The sequence below is a fragment of the Pseudomonas sp. ATCC PTA-122608 genome (assembly GCF_001952855.1).
Taxonomy (GTDB): domain Bacteria; phylum Pseudomonadota; class Gammaproteobacteria; order Pseudomonadales; family Pseudomonadaceae; genus Aquipseudomonas.
On sequence record NZ_LPNO01000001.1, the window covers coordinates 303,072 to 317,815 of the forward strand.

A 14,744-nucleotide genomic window follows, 5' to 3' on the forward strand; every position below is an offset into this window, starting at 1 on the left:
GGGCTTAACCTAACTCCTGCAGTCTGGCGCGAGCCAATTCAATATCCCGCATTTCGGTTTTCTGAGTGGTCTTGCGCAGCGCATGCAGCACATAGATTGCCTCCGGCCGATTGACCACATAAAAAACCCGGAACGCTCCTGACTCGTCGAAAATCCTGATGTCATGGACGCCGCGCCCGATAGTCTTCATCGGTTTGCAATCAAAAGGCTGCTCGCCCTGCTGCAAGAGGTCCAATTGAAAACCGACGGCTCGTCGCGCATCAAGTGGAAACGACTTGAGATCCTTGAGCGAGCTTCCCACAAACACCACGTCCTTATGCCTTGGCATCCACTTCTCCTGTTCTGGAAAGGAAAAGCGTAATAGACGATTCGGCTCAAGGAGCGGGCGGTATGTTTCAAGGCGTAGCGAACACTCGATAACGACAGTGCGTTAACGAGAGACTATATCGAAACCGATATAAATCAAGCCGAACACCGAGAATCAGACGGTTGGTCGATTCCCGATATTGGAAGAGAGATCACGCACCCGGCACAAAATGCTTCTGTGCGGTCCCGCGGGCGATCAGCCGCGAGATGTAGTCGAGCTTCTGCGCATCCTGGTCGATAAACCGGAAGGTCAGTTGCAGCCAGTCACTGTCAGGCCTGGGTTCGTACGCCACGACGGCGTGCAGGTAACCGTTGAGACGGGCCACCTCGGCGTTTTCGCCCTGCTCCAGGTCGAGCACGGCGCTTTCCAGTACCTGAGGCAGGATTTCGCCGCGACGCACCACCAGCAGCGCCTCCTTGATGCTCAGGGCTTTGATCACGCATTGCTGGGTGCCACTGGACAGGCGCAGTTGGCCCTGGCCACGACCGCCGGCTGGCGATGCTGCCGGAGCAGCCTGCACCGGCGGGCTGTTGAGCAAGCCTTTGCTCGGTGCGGCCACCGCCGCCGGCTTGACCGCTTCAGGCTTGCCGCCGGTCAGGGCGCTCAGGGAATCGTTGCCGAACGCCGAGTTCATCTTGGTCGGCGCACTGGCGATCAGCGCGTCGAGGCGGCCGATCTTGTTCAGCGCCTGCTTGACCTTGTTCAGCAACTGCTCGTTGGTGAACGGCTTGCTGACATAGCCGGAAACCCCGGCCTGGATCGCCTGCACGACGTTTTCCTTGTCGCCACGGCTGGTCACCATGACGAACGGCATGGCCTTCAAATGAGGCTGTTCTCGGCACCAGGTCAACAGTTCGAGGCCGGACATTTCCGGCATTTCCCAGTCACACAGCACCATGTCGAAGGTTTCGCGCATCAGGATGGCCTGGGCCTTTTTGCCGTTCACCGCATCTTCGATCTTGATCCCAGGGAAGTAGTTGCGCAGGCACTTCTTCACCAGGTCGCGAATAAACGAGGCGTCATCCACCACCAATACACTGACTTTGCTCATCGACCCTTCATCCTATAAAAACCCCGGCAAGCATAACGCTTCGCTGATGGCATTTCGCCAAAACTCTTCAGTCACGCCAGGACTTTACGTTACCCCGCCGCGCAAAATTCGTACGCCACAAACGAAAACGCCCGACCAAAGGCCGGGCGTTTATTTCTCGGGCAATCTTACTTATCGTCAGGAACGCCCGGAACATTAGGGATTTGATCAACCGTGCCTTCAACTTCGGCTTTCATGCGCTTGAGGCCCATGTGCCGCACGTCGGTGCCCCGCACCAGGTAGATCACCAGTTCCGAGATATTGCGTGCGTGGTCGCCGATGCGCTCCAGCGAACGCAGCACCCAGATGATGCTCAGCACCCGTGAGATAGAGCGCGGGTCTTCCATCATGTAGGTCGCCAGCTCGCGCAGGGCGGTCTTGTATTCGCGGTCGATGATCTTGTCGTACTGGGCCACCGACAACGCCAGTTCGGCGTCGAAGCGGGCAAACGCGTCGAGGGCATCGCGGACCATGTTGCGCACCTGGTCACCGATGTGGCGCACTTCGACATAACCGCGCGGCGCTTCGCCTTCTTCGCACAACTGGATGGCGCGGCGGGCGATCTTGGTGGCTTCGTCGCCGATGCGCTCCAGGTCGATCACCGACTTGGAAATGCTGATGATCAAACGCAGGTCGGACGCCGCCGGCTGACGACGGGCCAGGATGCGCAGGCATTCTTCGTCGATGTTGCGTTCCATCTGGTTGATCTGGTCATCGATCTCGCGCACTTGCTGGGCCAGGCCGGAGTCGGCCTCGATCAGCGCGGTGACCGCGTCGTTGACTTGCTTCTCCACCAGCCCGCCCATGGCCAGGAGGTGGCTGCGCACTTCCTCAAGCTCGGCGTTGAACTGCGCGGAGATGTGATGGGTAAGGCCTTCTTTGCTAATCATGTTGGCGTCCTTGGAACGTCCAGTAAGGTGCGGTCGACCGCAGCATCAGTTCAGTGAGCAACCAGCCACCTGCTAGCCGTAGCGACCGGTGATGTAGTCTTCGGTCTGCTTCTTCGCCGGGTTGGTGAACAGGGTATCGGTGTCACCAAATTCCACCAGTTTGCCCATGTACATGAACGCGGTGTAGTCGGAAACCCGCGCTGCCTGTTGCATGTTGTGGGTCACGATGACGATGGTGAACTTGGATTTCAGTTCGTAGATCAGCTCTTCGACTTTCAGCGTGGAAATCGGATCGAGTGCCGAGCAAGGTTCGTCGAGCAGCAGCACTTCCGGCTCCACGGCGATGGTGCGGGCGATCACCAGACGCTGCTGCTGGCCGCCGGACAAACCGAGGGCCGATTCGTGCAGGCGGTCCTTGACCTCGTCCCACAGCGCCGCGCCTTTTAAAGCCCACTCAACGGCTTCGTCGAGGATGCGCTTCTTGTTGATGCCTTGGATGCGCAGGCCGTAGACCACGTTTTCATAGATGGTCTTGGGAAACGGGTTGGGCTTCTGGAACACCATGCCCACCCGGCGACGCAGCTCGGCCACGTCTTCACCCTTGCGGTAGATGTTGGTGCCGTAGAGGTTGATTGCGCCCTCGACGCGGCAGCCGTCCACCAGATCATTCATCCGGTTGAAGGTGCGCAGCAAGGTCGACTTGCCGCAGCCGGACGGGCCGATAAAAGCGGTCACGCGCTGCTTCGGGATGTTCATGCTGACGTCGAACAGCGCCTGCTTGTCGCCGTAGTACAGGCTCAGGCTCGGGACTTCGATCGCCACGGTTTCCTGGGCCAGGCTCAGGCTCTGCTTGTCGCGACCCAGGGCTGACATGTTGATGCCGTGGGAATGGGTTTCATGTTGCATGGGATGCTCCCTGTGCTACCAATTCGTTTTGTGGGAGCGGGCTTGCTCGCGAAGGCGTCAGGTCAGTTGACCCATGTATTACTGATACACCGCATTCGCGAGCAAGCCCGCTCCCACATTTAGTCCGCGTTCACTTCAATTAACTGTCCAACGCTTTGTATTTTTCGCGCAGGTGGTTACGAATCCACACCGCCGAGAGGTTGAGCGTGGCGATCACCAGCACCAGCAGCAAGGCAGTGGCATACACCAGCGGCCGTGCGGCCTCGACGTTGGGGCTCTGGAAGCCGACGTCATAAATATGGAAGCCCAGGTGCATGATTTTCTGGTCCAGGTGCAGGTACGGGTAGTTGCCGTCCACCGGCAGCGACGGCGCCAGTTTCACCACACCTACCAGCATCAGCGGCGCCACTTCACCGGCGGCACGGGCCACGGCGAGGATCATGCCGGTCATCATCGCCGGGCTGGCCATCGGCAGGACGATCTTCCACAGCGTTTCCGCCTTGGTCGCGCCCAGTGCCAAAGAACCTTCACGTACGGTGCGAGGGATCCGCGCCAGGCCTTCTTCGGTGGCCACGATCACTACCGGTACCGCCAACAGCGCCAGGGTCAGGGACGCCCAGAGCAGGCCAGGCGTACCGAAGGTCGGTGCCGGCAAGGCTTCGGCGAAGAACAGCCGGTCGACCGAGCCGCCCAGTACGTAGACAAAGAAGCCGAGGCCGAATACGCCGTAAACGATGGCGGGTACACCGGCCAGGTTGTTCACGGCGATGCGGATGATCCGCGTCAGGGTGTTCTGCTTGGCGTATTCACGCAGGTACACCGCCGCCAGCACACCGAACGGGGTCACGATCATCGCCATGATCAGGGTCATCATCACGGTGCCGAAGATCGCCGGGAAAATCCCGCCTTCGGTGTTGGCTTCCCGTGGATCGTCGCTGAGGAATTCCCAGATCTTGCTGAAGTAGAAGCCGATCTTGGTCATGTAACCCATGGCGTTCGGCTGGTAGGCATGCACCACCTTGCCGATGCCGATTTCGATTTCTTTACCGTTGGCATCGCGGGCGGTGAGGCTGTCGCGGTTGAACTGGGCATGCAGGTCCGCCAGGCGGGCTTCGATGTCCTTGTAGCGGTTGTTCAGTTCGGCGCGACCGCTGTCCATGTCGGCTTGAGCGGTGGCGTCCAGCTTGCCTTCCAGCTCCAGCTTGCGACCGTGCAGGCGGATGCGTTCGAGGCCGGCGTTGATTGCGCCGATGTCGGACTTCTCAAGGGTCTTGAGCTGGGCCGCGAGCTTGTTGACGCGGTCGACGCGGGCTTGCAGTTCCGGCCAGGCCGCCTCGCCTTCAGCGATGACCTTGCCGTCCTGCTTGACGTTGACCAGGGTGCCGTAGAAGTTGCCCCATTCACGCCGCTCGATAGCCATCAGTTCGACCGGCTTGGTCTGGTTGGTCAGCCACTCGCCGACGATCCAGGTGAAGTCGTTGCCGTTCAAGTCACGGTTGCCGACCTTGATCAGCTCGCGGGTCATGAACTCCGGGCCTTGGTCCGGCACCGGCAAGCCAGCGCTTTTCAGACGCTCGCGGGGCACTTCTTCTTTCTGCACCACTTCGCCGACGACGATATGGTTTTCCTGGCCCGGCACGTTGTAGCTGGCCTGGATGAGGTCGGCCGGCCAGAAGTGGCCCAAACCACGCACGGCAATCACGGCCAGCAAACCAATGGTCATGATGACCGCGATGGACACCGCGCCACCGCTGATCCAGACGCCCGGGGCGCCGCTCTTGAACCATCCATTCAGGGAGTTCTGTTTCACAGACTTCTACCTTTCTTAAAGCGACGAGTATTTCTTGCGCAGACGCTGACGAATCAGCTCGGCGAGGGTGTTCATGACGAAGGTGAACAGCAGCAGTACCAGCGCCGAGAGGAACAGCACGCGGTAGTGGCTGCCGCCGACTTCCGATTCGGGCATTTCCACCGCGACGTTGGCCGCCAGGGTGCGCAGGCCTTCAAACAGGTTCATCTCCATCACCGGCGTGTTACCGGTGGCCATCAGCACGATCATGGTTTCACCGACCGCGCGGCCCATGCCGATCATCAGTGCCGAGAAGATGCCCGGACTGGCGGTCAGGATCACCACGCGCGTCATGGTCTGCCATGGCGTGGCACCCAGGGCCAGGGAGCCCAGGGTCAGGCCGCGCGGCACGCTGAACACGGCGTCTTCGGCGATGGAGTAGATGTTCGGGATCACCGCGAAACCCATGGCCAGGCCGACTACCAGGGCGTTGCGCTGGTCGTAGGTAATGCCCAGGTCGTGGGAGATCCACATGCGCATGTCGCCGCCGAAGAACCAGGTTTCCAGGTACGGGCTCATGTACAGCGAGAGCCAGCCCACAAACAGAATTACCGGGATCAGGATCGCGCTTTCCCAGCCATCGGGAACCCGCAGGCGGATCGACTCAGGCAGGCGGCTGAAGATGAAGCCGGCGACCAGGATGCCAACCGGCAGCAGCATCAACAGGCTGAAAATCCCCGGCAAATGCCCTTCGACATACGGCGCCAGGAACAGGCCGGCGAAGAAACCGAGGATCACCGTCGGCATCGCTTCCATCAATTCGATCACCGGCTTGACCTTGCGGCGCAGGCTCGGGGCCATGAAGTAGGCGGTGTAGATCGCAGCGGCGACGGCCAGTGGCGCAGCCAGCAGCATGGCGTAGAACGCGGCCTTCAGGGTACCGAAGGTCAGGGGCGCCAGGCTCATTTTGGGTTCGAAGTCGGTGTTGGCGGCGGTCGATTGCCAGACGTATTTAGGCTCGTCGTAGTTTTCGTACCAGACCTTGCTCCACAACGCGCTCCAGGAGACTTCCGGGTGCGGGTTGTCCAGCAGCAGCGGTTGCAGCTTGCCGCCGGCTTCGACGATCACCCGGTTGGCCCGTGGCGACATGCCGAAGATGCCAGTGCCGTCGACCACCGGGTCCACCAGCAACGTGCGATGGGCGGTGCTGTGGAACACGCCGAACTTGCCGGAGGCGTCGAGGGCGGTGAAGCCTTTGCGACGCTCTTCGGCGGCGATTTCAACGATAGGCGCGGTGCCCATCTGGAAGGTGCGGATCTGCTTCAGGCGTTGTTCGCCGTCCGGGTCGCGGGCCATGAACCACTGGGCCAGGCCGCCGCTGGAGTTACCGATGATCAGCGAGATGCCGCCCACCAACTGGGTGCTGGCCGTGACTTGCGCAACGCCGTCGTCCAACAATTTGTAGCGACCGTTGAGGCTGTTGTCCCTCAGGCTGAAAACGTCGGCCTGGGCGCGACCGTTGATCACGTACAGCCACTGCTGGCGCGGATCAACGAAGATGGCTTTCACCGGCTCGGTCATTTGCGGCAGTTCGATGCGCTTCTGCTCGGTGGTGACTTCCTCGGTCATCATGTTTTCTTCACGGCTGATGGACAGCACGTTCAGATGAGCACCACTGGAACCGGCCACCACCAGCGTCGAGTCGGTCGCGTTCAAAGCGACGTGCTCAAGCGCGCGGCCTTGTTCGTCGAGGACGATCGGCGTTTCGCCGTAAGGGTATTCGACGGCGGGCGAAATGGTCTTCTTGCCTTCCGGGTACGACACTTTATACGTGTGGCGGAACACCAAAGACTGGCCGTTGGACAGGCCGAGAATCACCAGCGGGCTGCCGGGCTGGTCTTCACCGATGGAGGCGACCGTCACACCGGCCGGCAACGGCAGGTCAACGCGCTTGAGTTCGGCACCCGTGTCAACGTTGAAGAACAGCGCCTGGCCCTTGTCGGAAACCCGCATGGCGACCTGGTTCTGTTCTTCCATGGAGATCATCAGCGGCTTGCCGGCGTCCTGCATCCAGGCAGGCGTCAGAGCGTCTTCCTTGGTCAGGTTGGCGCCGTGGAACAGCGGGGCCACCACGTAGGCGAGGAAGAAGAAGATCAAGGTGATAGCGCCCAGGACGGCAAGGCCGCCCACCAGCACGTACCAACGGGTCAGGCGATCCTTGAGCGCGCGGATGCGGCGCTTGCGTTGCAGCTCAGGCGTATTGAAATCAATGCGCTTGGGGGGAGAAGTCGTCGTCATGGTGGAATTGGCCAGATCATTCATGCGCACACCCTAGCGATCCTGTATGACAGAAAGATGACAATGCAGTGACGCAAGAAATCCGCCGCGTAGCAGGGCTGGCAGCGGATTAAAAAATGGGAGGCGAGGTCCAGGTCTTGCAGACCCCGCCCAGGCCTTGAACGGTGGGCGAACCCAGGTTCAAGGCAGGTTTACCGGCGGCTTATTTGCCACCCTCTTTCAGGCCCAGGTCAGCCAGTGCCTTGGCGGCAACTTTGGCTGGCAGCGGGATGTAGCCGTCTTTCACTACAACTTCCTGGCCCTGTTTGGACAGGACCAGCTTCACGAACTCGGCTTCCAGCGGGGCCAGAGGCTTGTTCGGGGCTTTGTTGACGTAGACGTAGAGGAAGCGCGACAGCGGGTATTTGCCGTTCAGGGCGTTTTCTTCGGTGTCTTCGATGAAGTCAGTGCTGCCTTTCTTGGCCAGGGCCACGGTCTTCACGCTGGCGGTTTTGTAACCGATGCCCGAGTAACCGATACCGTTCAGCGAAGAGCTGATGGACTGCACAACCGACGCCGAACCTGGTTGTTCGTTCACGTTAGGTTTGTAGTCGCCTTTGCACAGGGCTTCTTCCTTGAAGTAGCCGTAGGTGCCGGATACCGAGTTGCGACCAAACAGTTGCACTGGCTTGTTGGCCAGGTCGCCGGTCACGCCCAGGTCGCCCCAGGTTTTGACATCAGCCTTGGCGCCGCACAGACGCGTCGAGGAGAAGATCGCGTCGACTTGTTCCATGGTCAGGTGCTGGATCGGGTTGTCCTTGTGCACGAACACGGCCAGGGCATCCACGGCAACCGGGATAGCGGTTGGTTTGTAGCCGTACTTCTGCTCGAAGGCAGCCAGTTCGGTGTCCTTCATCTTGCGGCTCATCGGGCCCAGGTTGGAGGTGCCTTCAGTCAGCGCAGGAGGAGCAGTGGCGGAGCCGGCGGCCTGAATCTGGATGTTGACGTTCGGGTATTCCTTTTTGTAACCCTCAGCCCACAGGGTCATCAGGTTTGCCAAGGTATCGGAACCAACGCTGGACAGGTTGCCCGACACACCAGTGGTCTTCACGTAAGCCGGAATTGCCGGGTCAACACCAGCGGCTACCGCGTTAGCGGTCGCAACGCCAGCAGCGACAAAAGTCATTGCCGCCATCAAACGTTTCAGTTTCATGCCTTGCTCCTAGCAGATAGGGATAGTTGGATCGGGGCCAAGTATCGGTAGGCCGTGTGAACACTCTATGTCTGGAATATGACAATTAGATGAAAGGCCAGCATTTATGAAAAAGCTGACAGGAAGGAGAAACTTCAATAAATCCGGGACTTGCGAGGAGGTGGGAGCGATTTCGTGGAAACAATCTGTAATCGTTGTAAGGCAAAATCTGTGGCGAGGGAGCTTGCTCCCGTTGGGTCGCGTAGCGGCCCCCAAAATGGAACTGCTGCGCAGTTCAACGGGAGCAAGCTCCCTCGCCACAAGGTTATCCGTCAGTTTTCAAAAAACGTGTCAGCGCCCACGCTTCCACAGATACCCGCCCACGGCCATCCCCATCACGCACAGGACAGCCACGTAGTACGCCGGGCCCATGGGACTTTCTTTCATCAGCAGCGACACCGCCAAGGGTGTCAGGCCACCGAACACGGCATAAGCGACGTTGTAGGAGAACGACAAACCACTGAAACGCACCACTGGCGGGAATGCCTTCACCATGACATAGGGCACCACACCGATGGTGCCTACAAACAGGCCGGTCAAGGCGTACAACGGGAACAGCCAATCCGGGTGAGCCACCAGGCTGTGATAGAGCGTCCAGGACGTTGCCAGCAACAGCGCACAGCCGATGATCAACACACGCCCGGCACCGAATCGGTCGGCCAGGGCCCCGGAGGCAATACACCCCAGGCTCAGGGTGACGATGGCCAGGCTATTGGCCTGCAGCGCCATCGTAGGGCTGAAGTGATAGACCGTTTGCAACACAGTCGGCGTCATCAGGATAACGACGACCACACCGGCCGAAAGCAACCAGGTCAGCAACATCGACAACACGATGGCACCACGGTGGTCACGCAGCACCGCGCGCAATGGCAGCTCTGCCGCCAGGGTCTTGCGCTGCTGCATCTCGGCGAAGATCGGGGTCTCGTGCAGCCAGCGACGCAGGTACACCGACAGCAAGCCAAACACACCACCCAGCAGGAACGGAATTCGCCAGGCGTAATCCGACACCTGCTCCGGGGTGTAGAGCGTGTTGATGGCGGTGGCCACCAGCGAACCCAACAGGATGCCGGCCGTCAGGCCGCTGGTCAGGGTTCCACAGGCATAGCCAATATGACGCGGCGGCACATGCTCGGAAACGAACACCCACGCGCCTGGTACTTCACCGCCAATCGCCGCGCCCTGGATCACGCGCATCAGCAGCAACAGGATCGGCGCCCACAGGCCGATCTGCGCATAGGTCGGCAGCAGGCCCATGATTAGGGTCGGCACGGCCATCATGAAGATGCTCAGGGTGAACATCTTCTTGCGCCCCAGCAGGTCGCCGAAGTGCGCCATGATGATCCCGCCCAACGGCCGCGCCAGATAGCCGGCGGCGAAAATGCCGAAGGTCTGCATCATGCGCAGCCATTCGGGCATCTCGGCAGGGAAAAACAGTTTCCCGACCACTGTGGCGAAAAACACGAAAATGATGAAGTCGTAGAACTCCAGCGCCCCGCCCAAGGCAGACAGCGACAGGGTTTTGTAGTCGTTGCGGGTCAGCGGGCGCGAAGGTTGCGCACTGCTTGCGGGCACGGAGGACATGGCAAGGCTTCTCTTATAGTAGTCAGGACGGCAAGCCCGGGACTTGCGGCAGGTTTGGCAAGATAGCAAATCGCTTGAAAAAGCACAGCGTCAGGCCGTTAACAGTTCAGATAAGCGAAATATTCCCGTCGCAGAACTGCAATTAACATGAGCAGGAGCACAGTTGCCGGAAAAAGCCGCGATACAGCTTCTATTTACCGACCAAATGAGCGACGGGAGGTCGTCGTGGCGCCGACGGCTCGATATACTCGCCCATTGCAAGCGCCAGACCCGCATCCTTGAGGGGCTGCTGTGCCAAAACGCCGTTGGTGTCCTCCAGCCGATTTGGCAGAGTTTCCCTTTAGTACGCCTTACGAGAAACGCATCGAGCGGTGTATGTTGGTGCTGAAACGTTTTTCCAGAAGACGGCTATCCACTTGAAATACCCATAAAGCGTCACGGGTCAGAGGCACCGGCATGATCGAACTCGAACAAGAAGATCCTATCCCGCAAGGCGATCTCGCCCTGCAAATCACTGCACTCCCGCGTGAAACCAACGGTTTCGGCGACATCTTCGGCGGCTGGCTGGTCGCGCAGATGGACCTGGCCGGCACGGCCATGGCGAGCAAGGTTGCCGGTGGCCGCGTCGCGACCGTCGCGATTGATCGCATGGCATTCCTGGTGCCAGTGGCCGTCGGCGCGCAGTTGTCCTTCTATACCCAGGCCCTGGAAATCGGCCGCAGCTCGATCCAGATGATGGTCGAAGTGTGGAGCGACGACCCGCTGTCCAGTGAATGGCGCAAAGTCACCGAGGCTGTGTTTGTGTTCGTTGCCATCGATGGCAGCGGTCGCACCCGGTCGGTTCCGTCGCGGGCGCGTTAAACATCGCGACGTTTTGACGGTCCATTGCCCCATTGTCTGCCATTGAGAGCGCGCGCCTATGTCTACGCCCAACGTTGAAACCGTAAAACTGGATGAGCTGAACGCTTGGCGCATCCGCCATAACGGGGCCGAATTGGTGGTGGCCCAGCAAGGCGCGCACATCGTCAGTTACCAGCGCACCGGCGAGAAGCCGCTGATCTGGCCCAATGACGCCGTGGTGTTCAAGAAAGGCAAAGGCATTCGTACCGGCGTGCCGGTGTGCTGGCCGTGGTTTGGCGTGTTCGACCGCAATCCGCAAAGCGTCAAGGCCATGTACCAGGGCGACGAGCCAGCTGGGGCGCATGGGTTCGTACGGACCGCCGACTGGACGTTGGCTGGCGTGGAAGCTGAAGGCGCAGCGTTGCGGGTTGAACTGGAACTGCCGGTGCCTGAAGGTGGCTTCCCGGGTTGGCCGCATCTAGTTGACCTGAAGATGAGCATCCTGCTGGATGATCAACTGCACATCCGCCTGACCAGCCACAACCGTGGCACCGAGACCGTCAGCCTCAGCCAGGCGCTGCACAGTTATTTTGCGGTCAGTGATGTGCGCAACGTGCAGGTCGACGGCCTGGACGGGCGAGCCTATATCGACACCGCCGACGGCTGGAGCCACAAGCAGCAATCCGGGCTCCTGCACTTCACCGCCGAGACCGACCGCATCTACCTCGACACGCCAGCGCAACTGAACATTGTCGATAAAGACTGGCAGCGCCGCGTTCAACTCACCAGCACAGGTTCGCGCTCGACGGTGATCTGGAACCCGTGGACTGAACGTGCCAAGGCTTTCAGCGACATGGCCGACGATGGCTGGCAGGGCATGCTGTGCATCGAGACCGCGAACGTGCTGGACGATGTGGTGACACTGGCGCCGGGTGAAAGCCATACCCTGGGCGTGAGCATCGCCGGTATTGCCCTGTAAACCCAATCAAAAATGTGGGAGCGGGCTTGCTCGCGAATGCGGTTTTCCAGTTAGTGTATGTGCTGACTGACACACCGCTTTCGCGAGCAAGCCCGCTCCCACATTAGGTTCTGCGTCAGATCAGAGATCCGACTCTTTAACCGCCCGCACTTTCCCCGCATCCAGCGCATACGCCGCATCGGCCAGGTCATTGTTGACCTTCTCCACCTTCAGCGTGCCCGTCACCCACAGCGGCGTGTAGATATCATCCAGCTTCAAACCCTTGGGATAACGCACCAGCACCAACTGGTTGGGCGGCGGTGGCGGAACGTGGATGCAGGCGCCCGGGTAAGGCACCAGGAAGAACAGCGTGCTGCGGCCCTTGGCGTCGGTTTCCAGTGGCACGGGGTAGCCGCCGATGCGGATGTTCTTGCCGTTCATGGCAGCCACGGTCTTGGTGGAATACATCACCGCCGGCAAGCCCTTGCTCTGCTTCAGGCCACCCTTTGCGGTGAACGTGCCTTGGGCTTCCGGGGAGTTGTGGTCGATTTCCGGCATTTCTTCGAGGGCTTTCTGGTCCGACTTGGGCATCAGTTCCAGCCAGTCGGTTTCCGGCAGTTCGCCAGCGTGGGCCAACCCGGTGCATAGAAGAAGGGATAACAGGAGACGGCGCATGGAGAAGCTCGGCAAGGATTACAGTGCCGGCATTCTAGCCCTCTGCGCCTGCGCAGCGCAGAGGGCTTGGTCGCTAAATTACTTCTTTTTCAGCAAACCGTAGATCACCAGCAACACCACGGCACCCACCAGCGCACCAATGAAGCCTGCACCTTGGCCAGCCTGATAGATGCCCAGTGCCTGGCCGCCATAGGTAGCAACCAGCGAACCGGCGATACCCAGCAGGATGGTCATGATCCAGCCCATGCTGTCGTCGCCTGGTTTCAGGAAACGCGCCAGCAGGCCGACGATCAAACCGATAAAGATGGTTCCAATGATACCCATGGCATTTCCCTCTGATTGAAGTGAGCTAAGTCAAAGCCTAGTCAGACTTTGGCTTCCTGCAATCAGAGGGTGGCGGGTACCAATGGTTCCCGCCCGGCCTTGGGTTATTGCTCAGCGATCAGCGCTTCGACCTTGAGGATCTGCGCTTGCAGCGTCGCGCGGTCCTTGCAGCGCAGGTTGGCGTGGCCGACCTTGCGCCCGGCCTTGAACGCCTTGCCGTAGTGATGCAGATGGCAGTCATCAATCGCGATCACACGATCAACCGGCGGCACCACGCCGATGAAGTTGAGCATGGCGCTCTCGCCGACCTTGGCCGTGGAGCCCAACGGCAAGCCCGCCACCGCCCGCAGGTGGTTTTCGAACTGGCTGCACTCGGCGCCTTCGGTGGTCCAGTGCCCGGAGTTGTGCACGCGCGGGGCGATTTCGTTGGCCTTGAGGCCTCCGTCGACTTCAAAGAACTCGAACGCCATCACGCCGACGTAATCCAGTTGCTTGAGCACACGGCTCGAATAATCTTCGGCCAGGGCTTGCAGCGGGTGGTCGGTGCTGGCCACGGACAGCTTGAGGATGCCGCTATCGTGGGTGTTGTGTACCAGCGGGTAGAAGCGGGTTTCGCCATCCCGGGCACGCACGGCGATCAGCGAGACTTCGCCGGTGAACGGCACGAAGCCTTCCAGCAGGCAGGCGACGCTGCCCAGTTCGGCGAAGGTACCGACCACGTCGGCGGCGGTGCGCAGGACTTTCTGGCCCTTGCCGTCGTAACCCAGGGTGCGAGTCTTCAGCACGGCCGGCAGGCCGATGGAGGCGACTGCGGCGTCCAGGTCAGCCTGGGACTGGATGTCGGCGAAGGCCGGCGTCGGGATGCCCAGGTCCTTGAACATGCTCTTCTCGAACCAGCGGTCACGAGCGATGCGCAAGGCTTCGGCGCTCGGGTACACCGGCACGAACTGCGACAGGAAGGCTACGGTTTCAGCCGGGACACTTTCGAACTCGAAGGTCACCAGGTCGACTTCATCGGCCAGTTGGCGCAGGTGATCCGGGTCGCTGTAATCAGCCCGCAGATGTTCACCCAACGCAGCCGCACAGGCGTCCGGCGCCGGGTCCAGGAAAGCGAAGTTCATCCCCAGCGGCGTACCCGCCAGGGCCAGCATGCGGCCCAGTTGGCCGCCACCGATTACACCGATTTTCATCGTCAACAACCTCAGGCAATGCGTGGGTCTGGATTGTCCAGGACGCTGTCTGTCTGTTCAGCACGGAATTTTTTCAGCACCGCGTGGAACTGCGGGTGCTTGGCCCCGAGGATGCTGGCGGACAGCAAGGCTGCGTTGATCGCGCCGGCCTTGCCGATCGCCAGGGTGGCCACCGGAATACCGGCGGGCATCTGCACGATGGACAACAGCGAATCCACGCCCGAGAGCATCGACGACTGCACCGGAACGCCAAGTACTGGCAGGTGAGTCTTGGCGGCACACATGCCTGGCAAGTGAGCTGCACCGCCGGCACCGGCGATAATCACCTCGATGCCACGGGACTCTGCTTCATCGGCATACTGGAAGAGCAAATCCGGAGTGCGGTGGGCGGAAACCACCTTCACTTCATAGGGAATGCCGAGTTTTTCCAGCATATCGGCGGTGTGGCTAAGGGTGGACCAATCGGACTTGGAGCCCATGATCACGCCAACCAATGCACTCATCGTCGTGCCTCTTCTCTCTGGGCGCCCGCAGGCGCGTCAAAAAACAACAAGCCACGCGGGAAATCCGGCGTGGCTTGTTGTACGAATTAAGGCCGGTTGGAC

General features: G+C 60.3%; 14 protein-coding genes. 2 read left to right on the forward strand and 12 right to left on the reverse strand.

Translation table 11 applies throughout. The features are described 5' to 3' along the window. Positions 1 to 4: 4 nt before the first annotated feature. The 8 genes from AU074_RS01485 to AU074_RS01520 all read right to left on the reverse strand — a co-directional run bounded on the left by AU074_RS01485 (position 5) and on the right by AU074_RS01520 (position 10,152). Positions 5 to 328: a type II toxin-antitoxin system RelE/ParE family toxin gene (locus tag AU074_RS01485; RefSeq protein ID WP_076013192.1), complete on the reverse strand. Its 324-nt coding sequence runs from the start codon at positions 326 to 328 to the stop codon at positions 5 to 7. Positions 329 to 518: 190 nt separating this feature from the next. After that, the gene (locus tag AU074_RS01490; RefSeq protein ID WP_076013193.1) at positions 519 to 1,418 is read right to left on the reverse strand and encodes a response regulator; all 900 of its coding nucleotides are present in this window, start codon (positions 1,416 to 1,418) and stop codon (positions 519 to 521) included. A gap of 167 nt (positions 1,419 to 1,585) precedes the next feature. Beyond that, positions 1,586 to 2,347, reverse strand: a complete 762-nt coding sequence (phoU, locus tag AU074_RS01495; RefSeq protein ID WP_076013194.1) for a phosphate signaling complex protein PhoU — start codon at positions 2,345 to 2,347, stop codon at positions 1,586 to 1,588. Positions 2,348 to 2,419: 72 nt separating this feature from the next. Further along, on the reverse strand, positions 2,420 to 3,253 hold the full coding sequence (pstB, locus tag AU074_RS01500; RefSeq protein WP_076013195.1) for a phosphate ABC transporter ATP-binding protein PstB: 834 nt from the start codon (positions 3,251 to 3,253) through the stop codon (positions 2,420 to 2,422). A 139-nt stretch (positions 3,254 to 3,392) separates the two neighbouring features. After that, on the reverse strand, positions 3,393 to 5,063 hold the full coding sequence (gene pstA, locus AU074_RS01505; RefSeq protein WP_076013196.1) for a phosphate ABC transporter permease PstA: 1,671 nt from the start codon (positions 5,061 to 5,063) through the stop codon (positions 3,393 to 3,395). Between the two features lie 15 nt (positions 5,064 to 5,078). Further along, positions 5,079 to 7,112: an ABC transporter permease subunit gene (locus AU074_RS01510; RefSeq protein WP_173860312.1), complete on the reverse strand. Its 2,034-nt coding sequence runs from the start codon at positions 7,110 to 7,112 to the stop codon at positions 5,079 to 5,081. 430 nt (positions 7,113 to 7,542) lie between these two features. Beyond that, positions 7,543 to 8,532 carry a phosphate ABC transporter substrate-binding protein PstS gene (locus AU074_RS01515; RefSeq protein WP_076013198.1) on the reverse strand — a complete coding sequence of 330 codons (990 nt, stop codon included), beginning with the start codon at positions 8,530 to 8,532 and terminating at the stop codon, positions 7,543 to 7,545. Between the two features lie 330 nt (positions 8,533 to 8,862). Then, on the reverse strand, positions 8,863 to 10,152 hold the full coding sequence (locus AU074_RS01520) for an MFS transporter (protein WP_076013199.1): 1,290 nt from the start codon (positions 10,150 to 10,152) through the stop codon (positions 8,863 to 8,865). A gap of 456 nt (positions 10,153 to 10,608) precedes the next feature. Between AU074_RS01520 and AU074_RS01525 the strand changes: the two genes are divergently transcribed. Together AU074_RS01525 and AU074_RS01530 are read left to right on the forward strand one after the other, a co-directional pair. Beyond that, entirely contained in the window at positions 10,609 to 11,013 is a 405-nt protein-coding gene (locus tag AU074_RS01525) for an acyl-CoA thioesterase (protein WP_003176975.1), read from the forward strand. A 58-nt stretch (positions 11,014 to 11,071) separates the two neighbouring features. After that, entirely contained in the window at positions 11,072 to 11,971 is a 900-nt protein-coding gene (locus tag AU074_RS01530) for a D-hexose-6-phosphate mutarotase (protein ID WP_076013200.1), read from the forward strand. Between the two features lie 120 nt (positions 11,972 to 12,091). Here AU074_RS01530 and AU074_RS01535 read toward each other — a convergent pair whose 3' ends face one another. The 4 genes from AU074_RS01535 to purE all read right to left on the reverse strand — a co-directional run bounded on the left by AU074_RS01535 (position 12,092) and on the right by purE (position 14,642). Beyond that, entirely contained in the window at positions 12,092 to 12,625 is a 534-nt protein-coding gene (locus AU074_RS01535) for a DUF3299 domain-containing protein (RefSeq protein ID WP_023659290.1), read from the reverse strand. A 78-nt stretch (positions 12,626 to 12,703) separates the two neighbouring features. Then, a complete protein-coding gene (locus tag AU074_RS01540) occupies positions 12,704 to 12,949 on the reverse strand; it encodes a GlsB/YeaQ/YmgE family stress response membrane protein (RefSeq protein ID WP_003213408.1) in 246 nt (81 codons plus the stop codon). 104 nt (positions 12,950 to 13,053) lie between these two features. Next, positions 13,054 to 14,139 (reverse strand): 5-(carboxyamino)imidazole ribonucleotide synthase, encoded by a 1,086-nt coding sequence (locus AU074_RS01545; RefSeq protein WP_017476761.1) that lies wholly within the window; start codon positions 14,137 to 14,139, stop codon positions 13,054 to 13,056. An 11-nt stretch (positions 14,140 to 14,150) separates the two neighbouring features. Further along, a complete protein-coding gene (gene purE, locus AU074_RS01550) occupies positions 14,151 to 14,642 on the reverse strand; it encodes a 5-(carboxyamino)imidazole ribonucleotide mutase (RefSeq protein ID WP_003195648.1) in 492 nt (163 codons plus the stop codon). Between the last annotated feature and the right edge of the window lie 102 nt (positions 14,643 to 14,744).

Bases quoted from the DNA above. Each gene is read 5' to 3' on its own strand.
- AU074_RS01535 (WP_023659290.1), bottom strand. From the start codon at position 12,625: ATGCGCCGTCTCCTGTTATCCCTTCTTCTATGCACCGGGTTGGCCCAC.
- pstB (WP_076013195.1), bottom strand. From the start codon at position 3,253: ATGCAACATGAAACCCATTCCCACGGCATCAACATGTCAGCCCTGGGT.
- AU074_RS01530 (WP_076013200.1), top strand. From the start codon at position 11,072: ATGTCTACGCCCAACGTTGAAACCGTAAAACTGGATGAGCTGAACGCT.
- AU074_RS01515 (WP_076013198.1), bottom strand. From the start codon at position 8,532: ATGAAACTGAAACGTTTGATGGCGGCAATGACTTTTGTCGCTGCTGGC.
- purE (WP_003195648.1), bottom strand. From the start codon at position 14,642: ATGAGTGCATTGGTTGGCGTGATCATGGGCTCCAAGTCCGATTGGTCC.
- AU074_RS01545 (WP_017476761.1), bottom strand. From the start codon at position 14,139: ATGAAAATCGGTGTAATCGGTGGCGGCCAACTGGGCCGCATGCTGGCC.
- phoU (WP_076013194.1), bottom strand. From the start codon at position 2,347: ATGATTAGCAAAGAAGGCCTTACCCATCACATCTCCGCGCAGTTCAAC.
- AU074_RS01520 (WP_076013199.1), bottom strand. From the start codon at position 10,152: ATGTCCTCCGTGCCCGCAAGCAGTGCGCAACCTTCGCGCCCGCTGACC.
- AU074_RS01490 (WP_076013193.1), bottom strand. From the start codon at position 1,418: ATGAGCAAAGTCAGTGTATTGGTGGTGGATGACGCCTCGTTTATTCGC.
- AU074_RS01485 (WP_076013192.1), bottom strand. From the start codon at position 328: ATGCCAAGGCATAAGGACGTGGTGTTTGTGGGAAGCTCGCTCAAGGAT.
- AU074_RS01510 (WP_173860312.1), bottom strand. From the start codon at position 7,112: ATGCAGGACGCCGGCAAGCCGCTGATGATCTCCATGGAAGAACAGAAC.
- AU074_RS01525 (WP_003176975.1), top strand. From the start codon at position 10,609: ATGATCGAACTCGAACAAGAAGATCCTATCCCGCAAGGCGATCTCGCC.
- AU074_RS01540 (WP_003213408.1), bottom strand. From the start codon at position 12,949: ATGGGTATCATTGGAACCATCTTTATCGGTTTGATCGTCGGCCTGCTG.